We start from the raw sequence: 16,665 nt of genomic DNA, 5'->3' as shown, positions 1-16,665 counted from the left end.
TCACCATCGGTGGCCGGGGTGTTTTGCATACATGATGGAAACTTTTGCTTGATCTGAAGAAACTAACCTTCACTTCAAACGAAACACATCGGTAACCTCATCGAACGATGTCGTTCGAAGGAGAAGCAATGCCGCAATCCCTCAACCGTCGCCAACTCCTCGGCGCTGCGGCCGCAGCCGGGGCTGCTGCCACCATCGCTGTGCCCGGGGCCGCGCACGCCGGCGGCCCCCATCACTCTTCCCGCCGGGTCCCGAAGGATCAGATCAGCGTGCAGCTCTACACGCTGCGCAATCAGCTGAACATCAACCTTGAGGCAAGCCTGGCCGAACTGGCCGAGATCGGTTACACCCGGGTCGAGCACGCCGGCTTCGTCGGCCGCACCGCCGCCCAGTTCCGGGCCGCTCTCGACGCCGCCGGCCTGCGCGCCACCTCCGGCCATGTCGGCATCCCGCAGCCGTTCAACGCGTCCACCTGGGAGGCGGCGCTGCACGACGCGAACATCGTCGGCAACAAGTTCATCGTCCACCCGTTCTTCGGGCAGGGCGCGAACGGCCCGGTCCGGGACGCCGCCGTCTACCGCGCCTTCGCGGCCGACCTCAACAAGGCCGGCAAGCTGGCCCGGCGGGCCGGGATCTCGTTCGGCTACCACAACCACCACGCCGAGTTCTTCCGGCAGAACGGCACCAAGCAGACCGGCATGGACATCCTGTTCAACGAGACCGACAACCGCTACGTGCACTTCGAGGTCGACCTGTTCTGGGCCTTCCGCGGCGCGCACGACCCGGTTGACCTGATCAAGGAGAACCGCGGCCGCATCAAGCAGGTGCATGTCAAGGACCTCGACATCAACGCCAGCTTCGCCGACGCCGGCGACGGCCTGATCGACTTCGGCCGCATCTTCGAGCACGCGCGGGAAGCCGGCCTGATCGAGTACATCGTGGAGCGTGACGACGCCGGTTCGCCCCCGCGGACGCCGGCCGACGCGCTCGTCACCGCCCAGCGTGCGTACACCTACCTGGAGGGGCTCCGTTTCTGATGCTGCGTCGTCTGGCAACCCTCAGCGTCGCCGGAGTGGCCTTGCTGGTCACTCCGTCCGTGGCCGTGGCCGGCGGAGGATCCTCTTCGCAGCCGCTGCCCCCGTCCTCCGACTTCCAGAAGGTCACCCTCAACGACCTGCCGGGTGAGCCGATCGCGCTCGCCGTGCTGCCCGACCGGCGGGTGCTGCACACCGCCCGCGGCGGCGAGGTGCGCATTCACGAGCCCGCCACCGGCCGCAACGTGCTCGCCGCGAACATCCCGGTCTACCTGCACGACGAAGAGGGCGTGCAGGGCATCGCCATCGACCCCGACTTCAAGCGCAACGGCTGGGTCTACGTCTATTACTCGCCGCCGCTCGATACGCCCAAGGACGACCCGCTCACCCCGCAGACCAACGAGGGTGACGCGCCGACCGAGGGCACGGCGGCCGACTTCGCGCGGTTCAAGGGCCACCTGACGCTGTCCCGGTTCAAGCTGGTCGGCAGCACGCTCAAGCTGAACACCGAGCAGAAGATCATCGACGTGCCGACCGACCGTGGCCAGTGCTGCCACGTCGGTGGCAAGATCGACTTCGACAGCAAGGGCAACCTGCTGCTGTCCACCGGCGACGACAGCAACCCGTTCTCCTCCGACGGCTTCGCACCGATCGACGAGCGGCCGAACCGCAACCCGGTCTTCGACGCCCAGCGCACCTCGGCCAACACCAACGACCTGCGCGGCAAGCTGCTGCGCATCACGGTCGGCCGCAACGGTGGCTACTCGATCCCCAAGGGCAACCTGTTCAAGAAGGGCACGGCCAAGACCAAGCCCGAGATCTACGCGATGGGCCTGCGCAACCCGTTCCGGTTCACCGTCGATCCCGAGACCGACGTCGTCTACATGGCCGACTACTCGCCGGACGCCCGGGCGGCCAACCCGGCCCGCGGCCCGGCCGGGCACGGCCGCTGGATGGCCATCGACAAGCCGGCGAACTACGGCTGGCCGTACTGCGTGCAACCCGACGTGCCGTACATCGACTACGACTTCGCCACCGGCGCCTCCGGCGCGGCGTTCAACTGCGCGGCCCCGGTCAACGAGTCGCCCAACAACACCGGTCTGCGCAACCTGCCGCCGGTCGAGAAGTCCGAGATCGCCTATACCTACACGGCCAGCGCGCAGTTCCCGGAGCTGGGCACCGGCGGCATCGGCCCGATGGGCGGCCCGGCGTACGACTACGACAAGCGCTCGCGCTCGCCGTTCAAGTGGCCGGCCGCGTTCGACGGCAAGCCGCTGTTCGCCGAGTGGACCCGAGACTGGGTCAAGGCGCTCACGCTCGACAAGCGCAACCAGGTGACGAAGATCGAGTCGGTGCTGCCCGAGCTCGTCTTCGACAACCCGATGGACCTCGAGTTCGGCCCCGACGGCGCGCTCTACGTCCTCGAGTACGGCGACGGCTACTTCGCCGAGAACCCGGACGCGCAGCTCTCCCGGTTCGACTTCGTGCGCGGCAACCGCACTCCGACCCCGAAGGTCACGGCGACACCGACCTCGGGCCAGGCGCCGCTGACGGTGCAGTTCTCCAGCGCCGGCACGGCCGACCCGGACGGTGACGCCCTGCGCTACGAGTGGTACCTGGACAACGACAACCGGGTCGACTCGCGCTCGCCCAACCCGACGTTCACCTTCACCGAGAACGGCAACTACCGCCCGACGCTGAAGGTCACCGACCGCACCGGCCGGTCGGCCTCGGCCGAGGTGCGACTGCCGGTCGGCACGGCGGCTCCGGTCGTCCGGTTCACCACGCCGCAGGCGGGCCAGCCGTTCGCCTTCGGTGACACGGTGAACTTCGAGGTGGCGGTCACCGACGACGCGCCGGTCGACTGCTCGCGGGTCACGGTGACCTACGTCCTCGGCCACGACACCCACGGGCACCCGCTGTCCACGGCGTCCGGCTGCACCGGCTCGATCCAGACGTTCCTCGACGCCGGGCACGCCGGCGCGGACAACCTGACCGGTGTGTTCGTCGCCTCGTACACCGACACGGGCTCTCCGGCCCAGACCGGCACGGCAACCGTCGTGCTGCAGCCCAGCAACTGACAGTCTCCTGAGCAAGAAGGGCCGGACCCCCTGGGGTCCGGCCCTTCGTCGTGGCGGTCGTCATGGCCTCCAGCCATCTCGGTTCGGCGCTCAGCACGACCCACGTGGCGACCGGCCCGATCCTCGGCTCCGTCGTCGGCAGGCCCGGCGCGCAGGTGCCGGTGGGCCGGCTGGTGGCGTACGTTCTGCTCGCGGTCGTTGTGCTCGTCGCTCTGCTGGGTATGACGTACATCGCGGCCGGCGGCTTCGGCAAGACGAACAGCCTTGAGCACGTCTGTCCGGCGATCGTCGACAAGCAGGGGAGGAACCGTGACCGGCAGCCGCTCGAACTTCCTCGTCCGCGCCGTCGACTGGTTGCGCGCCGGCTACCCGACCGGCGTGCCCCGGCAGGACTACGTGGCCCTGCTCGGCGTGCTGCGCCGCAAGCTCACCGAGGAGGAGGTCCGCAGGATCGCCAACGATCTGGCCGAGCAGTCCCTGGGCAGCCCCGATCCGATCAACGCGCAGGACATCGAAGCCATGATCAACGACGCTGTGCTGCAGCAGGCCGACGCCGAGGACGTGGTGCGGGTGTCGGCCCGGCTGGCCGCCGGTGGCTGGCCGCTGGCCGATCCGCCCAGCGACTGAGAGTGCGGACAGCAGCATGGGAACGTAGCCGTCAACTGAACATCTGGTAAACGGACCATGAGTACTCGGGTAACGGGCGCGAAATATCAAATTCACGGCGTCTGAACTCTTCTTGTCCGATCTTCCAGCAGCGACCCTGACGGGGTGACTGAAACATCGGTGATCCTGGCGCTCGTGGTGGTGACGGCCCTCGGGTTCGACTTCACCAACGGGTTCCACGACACGGCGAACGCGATGGCCACCTCCATCGCCACCCGCGCCCTGCGGCCCAAGACGGCTGTTGCGCTCTCCGGCATCCTCAACCTCATCGGCGCCTTCCTTTCGGTCGAGGTCGCCCTGACCGTCAGCAACGCCGTCGTGCGCATCCAGAACGCCGACGGCACGCCCAAGGAGTCGCTCACCACCGACGGCGGCACGGCGCTGTTGCTGATCGTGCTGGCCGGCCTGATCGGCGGCATCGTCTGGAACCTGTTCACCTGGCTGCTGGGCCTGCCCTCCAGCTCGTCGCACGCGCTGTTCGGCGGGCTGGTCGGAGCCACCGTCGCGGGCCTGGGCTGGGCCGGCGTGAACTGGAACGGCAACGGCACGAAGCTCGACGGGGTGGTCGGCAAGGTGATCCTGCCGGCCCTCATCTCGCCCGTCATCGCGGGCGTGGTGGCAGCCGTGGGCACCTGGCTCATCTACAAGGTGACGGTCGGCGTGGCCGCGCGCTTCACCGAGAACGGATTCCGCTGGGGCCAGATCGGCAGCGCCTCGCTGGTCTCGCTGGCCCACGGCACCAACGACGCGCAGAAGACCATGGGCGTGATCACGCTGGCGCTGATCGCGGCCGGCGACTGGACGGACACGAAGAACATCCCGTTCTGGGTGAAGGCGGCCTGCGCGGTGGCGATCGCGCTGGGCACCTACCTGGGCGGGTGGCGGATCATCCGTACGCTCGGCAAGGGTCTGGTCGAGATCGCGCCCCCGCAGGGCATGGCGGCGGAGTCGTCGTCGGCCGCGGTCATCCTGGCCTCCAGCCACCTCGGGTTCGCGTTGTCGACCACCCACGTCGCGACCGGCTCGATCCTCGGCTCCGGCGTGGGCAAGCCCGGCGCGCAGGTGCGCTGGCGGGTGGCCGGGCGCATGGTCGCCACCTGGCTGATCACACTGCCCGCGGCCGCGGTCGTCGGCGCCCTGACGTGGTACCTGGGCAACTTCGTCGGCGGTGTCGCCGGCGCGATCGTCATCTTCGTTCTGCTGCTCGCCGCGGCGGCCGGCATGTGGCTGCGGTCCCGGCACGCGCCGGTCGACCACAACAACGTCAACGACGAGTGGGAGCCGGTCCCGGCGCCCGCTCCGGCCTCGCCCGAGAAGGTGGCCCTGTGAGCAATTTCGGATTCGCGCTCGAGGGCGCCTGGAAGGTGCTGGCCGCCGGTCTCGTCCTCGGCGCCGGGCTGCCTGTGCTGTTCGCGCTGGGCATCCGGTCACTGGCCTGGGGCGCCGACGCTGCGGCGCCCCGGCCGGCCGGCAAGGCCTTGGCGTACGGGCTGTTCGCCGTCGTCATCCTCGGCGTGCTGCTCGGCCTGACCTACATCGTGGCGAGCGGCTTCGGCAAGACGATCAGCTTCGACCACTTCTGGCCGGCGATCGTCGACAAGTAGCCGGATCGGGCGAGCCTGGTCAGCAGCGTGCGATAGCGGCGGGCGGCTGAGCCTGCAGAACGGTGGCCGCGCCCTGGAGACGCGGCCACCTCGGGAAGAGTCAGTCCGCGAGCGTGCGGCTGAGCACGCCGATGTCGGGCTGGTCGGTGAACAGGCCGTCGATGCCGGTCCGCAGGAACGTGATCTGCTCGTCGATGGCCCGTCCGTAGGCGTTGGGGTCGGCGCCCACCCGGTAGTCGGCCGGCAGGAACTGGTTCTCGGCGCGGAACGTGTACGGAATGATCTTGAGCCCGGCCGCGTGGGCATCCCGCACCAGCGCCGTCGGCGTGCCCAGCGTGGCGTCGGCGTTGCGCGGGATGACCTGGTTCTTGTCCGGGCCGATGCCGTCCACGTAGGACGAGAGCTCCTTCAGCCCGGCCGGGGTCAGATATTGCGCGTACGTCTTCGGGTCGTTGAACGGGCCGCCGGCGGCGCCGGTCAGGAAGACCAGGTTCACCTGCACCCGGTACTGCTGGTGCAGCACCTTCAGGTTGGCCGCCTCGAACGACTGGATCCACACCTTGGCGCCGCGCCGGTCGAGCCGGTGCTTCCGCAGGGTCCGTACGAGCGGGGTCTCGAGGTCGAGGCCGAGCCGCCGGAAGTACGTGGGGTGCTTGGTCTCCGGGATGACGCCGATGTCGCGGCCCAGTTCCTTCGACAGGCGCCCCCGCAGCTCCAGCACCTCCTCGAACGTCGGCACCGGGAACAGGCCGTCGTAGAGGGTGTTCTCCTGGCGGACGGCGGGGAGGCGCTCGATCGCCCGCAGCGTCCTCAGCTCGGCCAGGGTGAAGTCCTCGGTGAACCAGCCGGTGACGCTGACGCCGTCGAGCAGCACCGTCTTCCGGCGGCCGGCGAACTCGGGGTGCCGGGCCACGTCGGTGGTGCCGCCGATCTCGGGCTCGTGCCGGCACACCAGCACGTGGTCCTTGGTGGCGACCAGGTCGGGCTCGATGTAGTCGGCGCCCATGCGGGCCGCGAGCTCGTACGAGGCGAGCGTGTGCTCCGGCCGGTAGCCGGAGGCGCCGCGGTGCCCGAAGACCTCAGGCTCCTTGTGCTTGGGCCCGTGCGCGAGCGCCGGGGCGGCAACCGTTCCGGCGAGCGCGGGGGCAGCCGCGGCCACGGCTCCCATGCGCAGCACCTGACGTCGGTCGGCCACGTGATCCTCCACGGGATTCACCGCGGCGTCCGTCGCCGGGGTCCCGGCACGAGTCGAAGGGACAAACCCGACTACGAGGCATCGTCGGCGTAGCGATCACGGAAACGGATCGGGAAGGCTGCACGGGTTCACGCGCAGTTAACTCGACGTGCTTACAGTGACCCCCGAATCCCTGACCAGGAGTGACGCCATGCAGCCGAACGTCGTCCCGCGAAGCGACCTGACCCAGCTGCTCGGACAGAACCTGCTCGAAGGGCAGGCCCTGACCGTCAGCCACGAGTACGGCCTGATGGCCACCCCGGGCGCCCGCACCTACGAGTCCCGCGAACACGGTGTGTCGGTCGCCGTCGACGAGTACGACCGGGTCACCCGGGTCGTGCTGCACTTCGACGACCGGACCGGCTTCCGGCCGTTCCGTGGCGTCATCCCCGGCCGCGGCGGCACGATCGGCCGCCGCACCAGCCTGTGGGCGGCGCTGGGCCGCCCCACCCGGAGCACCGACCCCGACCGCGCCCAGCACGGCGGCGCCGCCGACGAGTGGGCCTTCCCCTGGTTCGTCATGCACGCCCAGTACGCCCCCGACGGCGAACACCTGCTGGGTCTCGTCCTGGCCCGCTGACGCTCCGAGCCGTACTTAAGTACGGCCCCCAGGCCCGACTTCCGACCCGGTTCCTTCGAGCCTCCGGACCGACGACCCGGCCCGTCCGACCGGCGACGATCGGGGAATGTCGAAGCTCGTCCCGGCCGGGTTGATCGCCCTGGCGCTGGTCCCCTCCATCGCCGGCGCCGCCCGTCTGGGCGCCCTGGCCTCCGGCGCCCCCGCGCCCGAACGTTTCACCGAGATGCCGGCCCCCGTGGTCGTGCACATCATCGGCGCGCTGATCTACAGCCTGGTCGGCGCCTTCCAGTTCGACGACGGCTTCCGCCGCGACCACCGCACCTGGCACCGCCGCGCCGGCCGGGTGCTGGTCGTGGCCGGTCTGGCGGTGGCCCTCAGCGGCGCGTGGCTCACCCTCTTCTCCGACCTGCCGCCCAGCGACCACACCGTGGTCAACATCGCCCGCCTCCTGGTCTCGGCCGCCATGACGTACGGCCTGGTCACCGCCGTACGCGCGATCCGCCGCCGCGACATCCGCCGCCACCGGGCCTGGATGATCCGGTCGTACGCGCTGGCCCTGGGAGCCGGAACCCAGGCCTTCACCCTCGCGCCCTACACCGTGGCAGCCGGCGAACCCGCGCCCGGCCCGCGAGCCGCCCTGATGATCCTGGGCTGGGCGATCAACCTCGCAGTCGCCGAATGGATCATCCGCCGCCCGGCCCGCAACCGCCGCGCCACCGCCTCACCGGCGACGCTCCGCGGCTGAACTCCCCGCCACGAAGCGCTCCGGAGCAAACGCCGGCGGCGGGAGCGCTGCGGTGGTGTGGCATAGCTCGGATGGTGGAAGGATCTAGAGGCGCAGCTCCGGCCAGTCGAGCAGGCCCTCGCCGAGGTCGCGGACGGTTGCCAGCAGTCCGAGGCGGGCGGCTCGCAGGGCGGGGTCCTCGGCCATGACGAAGACCTCGTCGAAGAAGCGGGCCAGGGGCTCGACCAGCGGCTCGACGCCGGCGGTGAAGGCGACCAGGTCGGCGCCCCAGGTGGGCTTCACGCCGGCTACCGCCTCGTGCAGGGCCAGCTCAGCCGGCTCGGTGAGCACCGAGGGGTCGTAGCCGGCGGTGGTGCCGGGCGGCAGGATGCGGCGGGCCCGCTGGATCGCGGCCGCGACCGCCACGAAGTCGGGGTTGCCGACGAGGGTGTCGAGCTGGGTCAGCAGCGTGTCGACGACCGATGGGCGGGCGTGGTGGGGGAGGGCGGCCCGGACGCGGTCGACCGGCTTGCCCTCCTCGGTAAGGGCCTGTTCGAGGCGGCGGGCCAGGAATTCGCCGGCACTGTCGAGCACTGTGGCCGGGACAGGCACGGGCTGCTGGGCGACGGCCGAGCGCAGTCCGTCGAGCAGGGACAGGCCGGAGAGGGCGGGGTGGGCGCGGTGCACGGCCAGCAGCCCCAGCACGGCCCGGCGTACGGCGAAGGGATCGCTGCTGCCGGTGGGCAGGCCGACCGTGGCCGCCAGGCCGGCTACCAGGTCGAGGCGGTCGGCCAGGGAGAGCAGGGCGCCCGGGATCGAGGCGGGCAGGTCGTCGCCGGTGTTGCGGGGCAGTTCGGCCTCGTAGACGGCCTGGGCCACGTCGCGCGGCTCGCCCGCGTGCAGGGCGTAGTCGCGGGCCATCACGCCGGCCAGGCTCGTCATCTCGGTGACCAGTTGCGAGCCGAGGTCGAACTTGACCAGGCGGGCGGCCCGGTTGAGCGTGGCCGACGACAGCCCGAGCGAGTCGGCCAGCGACGTGGCCAGGGCGGCGATCCGGCCCGAGCGGTCGGCCATCGAGCCCAGCTTGTCGGTGAAGGTCAGGCGGGACAGGCGTTCCCGCATGTCCGGCAGCGGCGTGTTGCGGTCGGCGCGGTAGAAGAACGCCGCGTCCTCGTAGCGGGCGCGCAGCACCGCCTCGTTGCCGGTGCGCACTAGCTCGACGTCGACCGGGCCGTTGGCGACGGTGACGAACATGGGTAGCAGCGCCCCCGAGGCGTCGCGGACCGGCAGGTAGCGCTGGTGCTTGCGCATCACGGTGGTCAGCACGGCGTCCGGCAGCGACAGGTAACTCTCGTCGAATGTGCCCAGCAGCGGGGTGGGCGCCTCGACCAGGTACGTGATCTGCTCGATCAGCGCGGACTCGCCGGCCACGTCGATGCGGCCCTCGGGGTAGACCTCGTCCTGCGCGCCGGTGACGATCAGGTCGTGCCTGTCCTCGGGGTCGGCGACGATGCCGGCCAGCGCCAGCGTCTCCATGAAGGTCTCGGCCGACGCGACCTGGACGATCGGCTCCGAGGCCGTACGCAGCAGCCGGGTCCGGCGACCGGCGGCCAGGGTGCCCACCGCGACCGGCACCACGTCGTCGCCCCACAGCGCGGTCAGCCACCGGATCGGCCGGCTGAACGAGAGCTGCGGGTCGTTCCAGCGCATGTTCTTGGCCCCGCGCAGGCCGGTCACGACCTTCGCCAGCACGGGCGCGAGCACCTCGGCCGCGGCGCCGCCGGCCTCGTGCTTCCGGGCGACGTGGTGCTCGGCTTCGCCGTAGAGCGCCGTCTCGAGTTGATCGACGGGAACGCCCTGGCCGCGCGCGAAGCCCTCGACCGCCTTGGCCGGGGCGCCGACCTTCGGGCCCCGCACCTGGCGTACGTGGTCGGGCTCCTGAGCCGCGACCGAGGCGACCAGCGCGACCAGCCGCCGGGGGGTGGCGAACACGCGCACCTCGTCGTGCTCGAGCCGGGTGCCGGCCAGGCCCTCGGTCAGCGCGCGCTGCACGTAGTCGCGGGCCGACCTCGCCTCGGCCGGCGGCAGCTCCTCGGTGCCGATCTCGAAGATGAGCGCGCGGGGGCTGGTCTTCGCGGCCGGGGTGGCGGCCGCGGTGGCCGGCGGCAGCGCTTCGGCCAGGCCCAGCGGGTGGCCCTGCTCGTCGCGGCGGGCCACCCACAGGCGGGCGACGTCGCCGGCGAGGCGGCGCATGCGGGCGAACTCGGCGGCACGGTCGGCGGTGGAGACGGCGCCGCGTGAATCGAGCACGTTGAACGCCTGGGAGCACTTCAGCACGTACGTGTGGGCCGGCACCGGCAGCCCGGCGTCGATCAGCCGTTGCGCCTCGGCCGCGTAGATCTCGAGCAACTGCCGGTTGGCGGCGACATCGGCATCGTCCAGGTAGTACCGCGACATCTCGTACTCGCTCTGGCCGAAGACCTCGCCGTACGAGATCCCAGCGGCTGCACCATTGCCGATGCCTGGTCCTTCGGACGGCACGGAGATCCCGGGCGCGTAGATGATCTCCTTGAAATGCGTCTTGTCCTGCAGGGCCATGATGATGCGTTCGATGCCGTACGTGATCTCGACCGAGACCGGCTCCAGGTTGAGGCCGCCGGCCTGCTGGAAGTACGTGAACTGGGTGATCTCGAGCCCGTCGAGCCAGACCTCCCAGCCCAGGCCCCACGCGCCCAGCGCCGGCGAGGCCCAGTTGTCCTCGACGAAGCGCACGTCGTGGGCCCGGATGTCGATGCCCAGCGCCTCGAGGCTGCCCAGGTAGAGCTCCTGCGGGTTGCCCGGGTCGGGCTTGAGGATCACCTGGAGCTGGGTGTGGGTCTGCAGCCGGTTCGGGTTCTCGCCGTAGCGCGAGTCGTCGGGCCGCACGGAGGGCTCGACGTAGACGACACGCCACGGCTCCGGGCCCAGCACCCGCAGGAAGGTCGCCGGGTTCAGCGTCCCCGCACCGACCTCGGTGTTCATCGGCTGGACGGTCAGGCACCCCTGAGCCGTCCAGTACGCGGTCAACCGGGCCAGCGCGTCCTGCATGGTGAGCATGGGTTGGAAGTCTAGGGCGGGCCGCTCGCGGGTACGTAGGCAATATGCTCGCCGGAGACCTTTACGCCTTTCAGGACCTGCTTTCGGATGACGAGGCCGCCGTGGTGGAGCGGGTGCGCGCGTTCCTCGACGACGAGGTCGTGCCGATCGCCAACGACCACTGGCAGCGCGCCGACTTCCCGATGCACCTGATCAAGCGGTACGCCGGCCTCGGCATCGCCGGTCGCGAGGGCTCGTCGTCGCTGCTCAACGGCTGGCTCGCCCTCGAGATGGCCCGGGCCGACGCGTCGATGGCCACCTTCTACGGCGTGCACGCCGGGCTCGCCATGGGCAGCATCACCATGTGCGGCTCGCCCGAGCAGCAGGAGCGCTGGCTGCCCGCGATGACCGCCTTCGAAAAGGTGGGCGCGTTCGCGTTGACCGAGCCGACGGGTGGCTCCGACGTCGCGGCCGGCCTGCGGACGACGGCCCGCCGCGAGGGCGACGAGTGGGTGCTCGACGGCGAGAAACGCTGGATCGGCAACGCGACGTTCGCCGGGCTGATCGTCGTCTGGGCCCGCGACGAGACCGACAACCAGGTCAAGGGCTTTGTCGTACGCGGTGACGCGCCGGGCTTCGAGGCCACGAAGATCGAGAACAAGATCGCGCTGCGTACGGTGCAGAACGCCGACATCCGGCTGACCGGCGTGCGCGTGCCCGAGGCCGACCGCCTGCAGAACGCGAACAGCTTCAAGGACACGGCGAAGGTCCTGCGACAGACCCGCAGCGGCGTGGCCTGGGAAGCCGTGGGAGTCATGCTGGCCGCGTACGAGATCGCCCTGAACTACTCGAAGGACCGGGAGCAGTTCGGTCGCCCGATAGCCAAGTTCCAGCTCGTGCAGGATCTGCTGGTCCGCATGCTGGGCAACGTCACGGGCGCGCTCGGCATGTGCGTGCGCCTGGCGCAGTTGCAGGACGAGGGCCAGTACCGCGACGAGCACTCGGCCCTGGCCAAGGCCTACTGCACCACCCGCATGCGCGAAGTGGTCGGCTGGGCCCGCGAACTGCTGGCCGGCAACGGCATCGTCCTCGACTACAACATCGGCCGCTTCGTGGCCGACGCCGAGGCCCTCTACTCCTACGAGGGCACCCGCGAGATCAACACCCTGATAGTGGGCCGGGCCATAACCGGGGAGAGCGCCTTCGTCTGAGGATCGTCACCCAGAGTCCTGTCTCGTTTGCATTGGGTAGTCACTCTGCAGGGGAACTCGACGACTTCTGGGGGGTCGGAGTGGCTCTTCGTCGTACGGTGCCGGCTCGTTTTCCCGGATTCTGGGGTGCCAGGAGCGGACTCTTGCTGTGCGGGCTGGCTCTCGTCATGACCTTTGTGGTGGTGTCGCCGCTGGTTATGACCCGTCTGTCCGGCACGGCCCTGCCATGGGGGCGCCTGGCTGACGTCGGTGACACGTTCGGCGGAGTCTCGGCGCTGCTCTCAGCCGTCGCCCTATGTGGTATCGGTGCTTCGTTGATCTTTCAGCAGCGGCAGGTCCGTCAGGAATTCGCCGATATCGACCGGCAGCAGCACATCGAACTCCTCAAGCTTGCGATCGACAATCCGGAACTGATCGAGGTGCTGAGCCCTGAGACGGCTGCCGGCTCGCATGCCCGGCACGAGCTCTACGCGAACTTGATGATGATGTATTGGCTCGCCATCTGGGAACTCGGCGAAATTGACGACGAACAGCTTCGTGCCATGACTGCCGACATGTTCCGGGGCGAGGTCGCGCGGAATTGGTGGAGGCGGGTCGGCGGCAAATGGATCAGCACTCGGGCCCGGGCCGGCCGCCGGCGATTCGTCGCGATCGTCAACGAGGAGTTCCACCAAGCCGAGATGGCACTACAGGACGATGTCCTCGGCCCGTCCGGACGTCCGGCGCGGACGACTGCCCTGCTCGTGCTCGTCGTGGCCGGCATGGGAGCCTGGGTCGGGCTCTGCGCCGGGCGGCGGGCCGCGAGGAAGGCTATGGCCGGCTGAACCGGCCCGACCGGATGTCGTTCAGAAATTGCCGCCAGGTCTCGGCCGGATAAGTGAGAACGGCACCGGCGGGATCTTTTGAGTCCCGCATCATGACCATTTCATCTTGTTCGGCGAAGGCGATTTCCACGCAGGCGCCCTGCGCGACTGAGTACGAGCTTTTCCGCCAATCCGCTTCCATGGCTGCGAGGCTACCGTCGGCCGGCGGGACACGGTGTCCGCCCAAGGAGGGACGCTGTCGCCCGATCGGGTGAGCCCGAGATGCGCCTCACGTCGGTGGCCACGGCGGTCAGGCGATGGAAAGGTGCTGCCTATGTGGGGGTGGGTACGCGGGCGGGATCCGCAGCTGCTGGTCGTTCGGCGGGCGGTCCGGGTCACGCTGGTCGCCTGTCTGGGGTTCTATCTGTGCCGCTATGTGATCGGCAGCGCGGACGCGGCGCCGTACGCGTTGTTCGGCGCCATTGCGCTCGGGGCGCTGTCGCAGATCCCGGGGTCGCCCCGGCAGCGGGCGCGGACGCTCGTCGCGGTGCTGCCGGTGGTGTGGGGGCTGATCTCGCTCGGCACGCTGCTGTCGGTCAGTAACTGGGCAGCCGCGGCCGGCATGTTCGTGCTCGGCTTTGCCGTCAGCTTCGTCGGGGTGGGCGGGCCCCGGCTCGTGGGGCTGGCCGCCGGCATGCAACTGCTCTACATCTTGCCGTGCTTCCCGCCGTACGACCCCGGGGCGCTGCCGGAAAGGCTCGCCGGCGTCACCCTCGCCGTGGCCCTGCTGGCCACTGCCGAGCTCTTCGTGTGGCCCGACCCGGCGCCGATCCCGTACCGGCGCCGCCTGGCCGACGCGGTCTCGGCCCTCGCCGCCTGCCTCGAGGCGCTGGCCGACGACTGGTCCGGCGACACGACGGGCCGCGACCGGCTCGCCGCCCTGGTGCCCGAGGCGGCCGACGCGGCCGACGCGCTGCGACCCTCGCGGCTGCCACCCATCGAGCGGCCCGCCTCGGCCGGCCGCCACGACCGGGCGCTGTCGGCGGCGGCCGGCACGTCCCGGCTGCTGCTCGGCCGGGTCGTCGACCTGTACTTCTCGGCCGACCGCGAGGCGATCACCCGGTCGGCCGCCATCAAACTGCTCAGCGCCACGGCCGGCTGCGTCGGGGCCACCGGCGCCTGGCTGCGCGGCGACGGGCCGCTGCCCGACACCAACCTGGTCGCGGCGGCCGTCACCGACTTCCGGGCCGCGCGGATGAACACCGACCCGAACGGGTTGCCGCCGGAACGGCTGCGGCTCGGCGCGCTGGCCCTGTCGCTCGGGGAGTGGACCAAGAGCCTCGTCGTCGCGGTGCGGATCGCCGCCGGGGAGCCGCCCGGGCACCCCGACCCCACGCCGGAGGCGGCTCGTCCGGGACAGTTCTGGTATGCGTACCGTCGCACCCCGGCCCTCTACTGGCACCGCCTGCGGGAAAATCTGACCCCGCGCTCCGTGGCTTTCCAGGGTGCTCTGCGTCTGGCCGTGGCGCTTGCGGTGGCCCGGCTGATCGCCGGTGAGCTCGACCTGTCGCACGGCTTCTGGGTGCTGCTGACGATCCTGACCGTGCTGCGCGCGTCGGCTGCCGAGACCCGCTCGACGCTGCGGCCGGCGCTGGTCGGCACGGTTGCCGGCTCGGTCGTGGCCGCCCTGATCCTGCTGCCCGGCCTCGACCCGCTCGTGTTCGCCGTCGCCCTGCCGTTCGTGATGATCGCCGGTTTCGCGGCCGGCCCGCTGCTCGGCCTGGGCTGGTCGCAGGCGCTGTTCACGCTGGTCATCACGCTCGTCTTCGCGCAGGTCACCCCCGTCGACTGGCGGCTGGCCGAGCAGCGGGTGGCCGACGTGCTGATCGGCGCGGCCATCGGCGTGCTCATCGGCCTGTTCGCCTGGCCGCGGGGCGGGGCCGGGGAACTGCACCGCGCGACCGGCACGTTCCTGGCGTCCGCGTCCGAGGTCGTCCGCGAGACGATCGCCGTCATGGCCGACGGCGCCACGCCCGGCAACGCCCTGCCCAAGGCCCGCTTCGCGGGGCAGCTGGCCGAGGCGTCGTTCGCTCTCTATCAGAGCGAGCGCCACTCCCCGGCCCGGCTCGACTGGCAGGCCACGCTGGTCGCGGGCCACCACGCCGTGCGCGGGGCCGAAGCCCTGGTCCGCTCGTGCCCGGCCGGTGGACTGCTGCCGTTCGTGAACCAGCTGACCGCGCTGGCCGACGACGTCGCCGCCTGTTACGACGACGCGGCCGGGCGCCTGCTGCGCAACGAGACCCCGGGCCGCCCACCGGACCGCCCGGCGCCGCCACGGTGGCCCGACGACCTGGGCCAGGACCTCTACATCGTGGCCGACCTGCGGGCGTGGCTGGACGGACTGCGCGAGGACCTGACCAACATGACCGGCCGCCCCGAGCCCGGCGACGAGATCCGGGTCCGCGTCTCCCGCGTAGCCGACGGCGCCACCTGAGCGGCCTGTGGACAAGCCGGCGCCCTCCCAGCCGGATCACGTAAATTCCTGCCCCACGCCCCGAGGCGGGCGGGGGCTGGGGATGGACGCCTCGGCAAGATCAGCCGTATTTTTCCGATAAATCGGGCGGGTTGCTGCGCGCTGGGCCAGGCTGTGACGCGTGAGCGAGAGCAGCCGGGCCGAGCTGACCCGCGGCGTCGAGCAGCGGCTGGAGGCGACGCTGCACGCGTTCCCGGGGCTGCGCCTCGACCCGATCCCGGCGGCCCTGCTCAAGTCGCCGCCGCCAGCCACCCGCATCCTGCGCGGCGGCCGCCTGCCCGGCCTGGGCGAGCACACCCCCGAGGTGTACGAGTCGACGCGCGACCTCTGGCAGCAGTCCGGCTGTCGCGTCGACGAGAGCGGTCCGGCCGACGGCCGCGTGCTGATCGTCCACGACCCGGCCGGCTACGTGCTCACCCTGACCCAGCACCCGGGCGACGACCCGGTCCTCACCGTGGCGTCGCCGCCGCAGCAGGCCCGCCTGATCGACCCGCCGCTGCTCGCCGGCCTGCTGAGCGGCCTGGCGCTGGGCTGCGCCGGCCCGTGCGCCGCCGTGGGTTCGATGACGATGTTCCCCGCGATGGCCGGGCTGGCCGCCCCGTTCTGGGCCTGGGTGCCGCTCTACCTCTTGATCGGCGTCGGGTCGGTCTGGCGGCCGGAGACCCGGCGCTTCGGCGCCGGCCTGCTGGTCAGCGGCGGCCTGGTCGGCGTCGTGGTGGCGTGGATCTTCTCATGAGGGCGGCGTGAACAGGTTGACCAGCGTGCCGTCGGGGTCGCGGAACAGCAGCGACCGGTTGCCCCAGGGCATGGTGGTGGGTTCCTGGACGAGGTCGCCGACGACCGCACGCAGACGGGCGAATTCGGCGTCCACGTCGTCGACCCGGAACTCGACGATGGCGGTCCGGTTGGCCGCGGGTTCGGCCGAGCCCTCGCCGAACAGCTTGACGGTGGCGGTGCTGCCGATGGCCAGGGTCGCGCCGGGCAGCGCGATCTCGGCGAAGTCGGGCGTGTGCCGCCGCGCGGACTGCCCGGTGACCTGCTCGTAGAAGTCGGTGAGCGGGCCGACGTGGTCGGTGATGAGACGTACCGAAGCGAAGTTCATGACGGCGACGCTAGGCCG

Annotated in this window: 15 protein-coding genes; 11 read left to right on the top strand and 4 right to left on the bottom strand. The window is 70.8% G+C overall.

Features of this window, described 5'->3' with window-relative positions; all coding sequences use genetic code 11:
- The first annotated feature begins 128 nt into the window (after positions 1-128).
- The 5 genes from LXN57_RS41875 (at position 129) to LXN57_RS41855 (ending at position 5,385) form a co-directional block, all read left to right on the top strand.
- Positions 129-1,037 carry a sugar phosphate isomerase/epimerase family protein gene (locus LXN57_RS41875; protein WP_251803866.1) on the top strand — a complete coding sequence of 303 codons (909 nt, stop codon included), beginning with the start codon at positions 129-131 and terminating at the stop codon, positions 1,035-1,037.
- Positions 1,037-3,115 carry a PQQ-dependent sugar dehydrogenase gene (locus LXN57_RS41870; protein WP_251803865.1) on the top strand — a complete coding sequence of 693 codons (2,079 nt, stop codon included), beginning with the start codon at positions 1,037-1,039 and terminating at the stop codon, positions 3,113-3,115. The genes LXN57_RS41875 and LXN57_RS41870 overlap by 1 nt, the downstream gene beginning before the upstream one ends.
- Positions 3,116-3,424: 309 nt before the next feature.
- On the top strand, positions 3,425-3,742 hold the full coding sequence (locus LXN57_RS41865) for a DUF3349 domain-containing protein (protein WP_251803864.1): 318 nt from the start codon (positions 3,425-3,427) through the stop codon (positions 3,740-3,742).
- 144 nt (positions 3,743-3,886) lie between these two features.
- Complete coding sequence (locus tag LXN57_RS41860) at positions 3,887-5,110, top strand: inorganic phosphate transporter (RefSeq protein ID WP_251803863.1); 1,224 nt, start codon at positions 3,887-3,889, stop codon at positions 5,108-5,110.
- Positions 5,107-5,385, top strand: a complete 279-nt coding sequence (locus LXN57_RS41855; protein WP_221379989.1) for a hypothetical protein — start codon at positions 5,107-5,109, stop codon at positions 5,383-5,385. Before LXN57_RS41860 ends, LXN57_RS41855 begins: the two co-directional genes overlap by 4 nt.
- 100 nt (positions 5,386-5,485) lie before the next feature.
- Here LXN57_RS41855 and LXN57_RS41850 read toward each other — a convergent pair whose 3' ends face one another.
- Positions 5,486-6,580, bottom strand: coding sequence for a glycerophosphodiester phosphodiesterase (locus tag LXN57_RS41850; protein WP_251803862.1), 1,095 nt, complete (start codon positions 6,578-6,580; stop codon positions 5,486-5,488).
- A gap of 190 nt (positions 6,581-6,770) precedes the next feature.
- Between LXN57_RS41850 and LXN57_RS41845 the strand changes: the two genes are divergently transcribed.
- The gene (locus LXN57_RS41845) at positions 6,771-7,199 is read left to right on the top strand and encodes a DUF6392 family protein (RefSeq protein ID WP_251803861.1); all 429 of its coding nucleotides are present in this window, start codon (positions 6,771-6,773) and stop codon (positions 7,197-7,199) included.
- A 106-nt stretch (positions 7,200-7,305) separates the two neighbouring features.
- Positions 7,306-7,944, top strand: a complete 639-nt coding sequence (locus tag LXN57_RS41840) for a DUF2306 domain-containing protein (protein WP_251803860.1) — start codon at positions 7,306-7,308, stop codon at positions 7,942-7,944.
- An 84-nt stretch (positions 7,945-8,028) separates the two neighbouring features.
- Here the strand turns inward: LXN57_RS41840 and LXN57_RS41835 are convergent, their stop codons facing one another.
- The gene (locus LXN57_RS41835) at positions 8,029-11,019 is read right to left on the bottom strand and encodes a glycine--tRNA ligase (RefSeq protein WP_251803859.1); all 2,991 of its coding nucleotides are present in this window, start codon (positions 11,017-11,019) and stop codon (positions 8,029-8,031) included.
- Between the two features lie 44 nt (positions 11,020-11,063).
- On the opposite strand from LXN57_RS41835, the gene LXN57_RS41830 reads away from it, so the two are divergent.
- Positions 11,064-12,209: an acyl-CoA dehydrogenase family protein gene (locus tag LXN57_RS41830; RefSeq protein ID WP_251803858.1), complete on the top strand. Its 1,146-nt coding sequence runs from the start codon at positions 11,064-11,066 to the stop codon at positions 12,207-12,209.
- A gap of 167 nt (positions 12,210-12,376) precedes the next feature.
- The gene (locus LXN57_RS41825; protein ID WP_251803857.1) at positions 12,377-13,033 is read left to right on the top strand and encodes a DUF6082 family protein; all 657 of its coding nucleotides are present in this window, start codon (positions 12,377-12,379) and stop codon (positions 13,031-13,033) included.
- Here LXN57_RS41825 and LXN57_RS41820 read toward each other — a convergent pair.
- On the bottom strand, positions 13,020-13,214 hold the full coding sequence (locus tag LXN57_RS41820) for a DUF397 domain-containing protein (RefSeq protein ID WP_251803856.1): 195 nt from the start codon (positions 13,212-13,214) through the stop codon (positions 13,020-13,022). The two genes, LXN57_RS41825 and LXN57_RS41820, sit on opposite strands and share 14 nt — an antisense overlap.
- A gap of 132 nt (positions 13,215-13,346) precedes the next feature.
- On the opposite strand from LXN57_RS41820, the gene LXN57_RS41815 reads away from it, so the two are divergent.
- On the top strand, positions 13,347-15,506 hold the full coding sequence (locus LXN57_RS41815) for an FUSC family protein (RefSeq protein WP_251803855.1): 2,160 nt from the start codon (positions 13,347-13,349) through the stop codon (positions 15,504-15,506).
- A 160-nt stretch (positions 15,507-15,666) separates the two neighbouring features.
- Positions 15,667-16,281, top strand: coding sequence for a hypothetical protein (locus LXN57_RS41810; RefSeq protein ID WP_251803854.1), 615 nt, complete (start codon positions 15,667-15,669; stop codon positions 16,279-16,281).
- Here the strand turns inward: LXN57_RS41810 and LXN57_RS41805 are convergent.
- Positions 16,276-16,647: a VOC family protein gene (locus LXN57_RS41805; RefSeq protein ID WP_251803853.1), complete on the bottom strand. Its 372-nt coding sequence runs from the start codon at positions 16,645-16,647 to the stop codon at positions 16,276-16,278. The genes LXN57_RS41810 and LXN57_RS41805 overlap by 6 nt on opposite strands.
- Positions 16,648-16,665: the final 18 nt, after the last annotated feature.

Source organism: Paractinoplanes hotanensis (genome assembly GCF_023717965.1).
Lineage (GTDB): Bacteria > Actinomycetota > Actinomycetes > Mycobacteriales > Micromonosporaceae > Actinoplanes > Actinoplanes polyasparticus.
The sequence above is the reverse complement of the archived record's forward strand: the minus strand, read 5'-3'. Positions and strand labels throughout refer to the sequence as shown.

Coding starts and splice junctions, on each gene's coding strand:
- LXN57_RS41875 (WP_251803866.1), top strand. CDS start 129: ATGCCGCAATCCCTCAACCGTCGCCAACTCCTCGGCGCTGCGGCCGCA.
- LXN57_RS41870 (WP_251803865.1), top strand. CDS start 1,037: ATGCTGCGTCGTCTGGCAACCCTCAGCGTCGCCGGAGTGGCCTTGCTG.
- LXN57_RS41845 (WP_251803861.1), top strand. CDS start 6,771: ATGCAGCCGAACGTCGTCCCGCGAAGCGACCTGACCCAGCTGCTCGGA.
- LXN57_RS41840 (WP_251803860.1), top strand. CDS start 7,306: ATGTCGAAGCTCGTCCCGGCCGGGTTGATCGCCCTGGCGCTGGTCCCC.
- LXN57_RS41835 (WP_251803859.1), bottom strand. CDS start 11,019: ATGCTCACCATGCAGGACGCGCTGGCCCGGTTGACCGCGTACTGGACG.
- LXN57_RS41830 (WP_251803858.1), top strand. CDS start 11,064: ATGCTCGCCGGAGACCTTTACGCCTTTCAGGACCTGCTTTCGGATGAC.
- LXN57_RS41825 (WP_251803857.1), top strand. CDS start 12,377: ATGACCTTTGTGGTGGTGTCGCCGCTGGTTATGACCCGTCTGTCCGGC.
- LXN57_RS41820 (WP_251803856.1), bottom strand. CDS start 13,214: ATGGAAGCGGATTGGCGGAAAAGCTCGTACTCAGTCGCGCAGGGCGCC.
- LXN57_RS41815 (WP_251803855.1), top strand. CDS start 13,347: ATGTGGGGGTGGGTACGCGGGCGGGATCCGCAGCTGCTGGTCGTTCGG.
- LXN57_RS41805 (WP_251803853.1), bottom strand. CDS start 16,647: ATGAACTTCGCTTCGGTACGTCTCATCACCGACCACGTCGGCCCGCTC.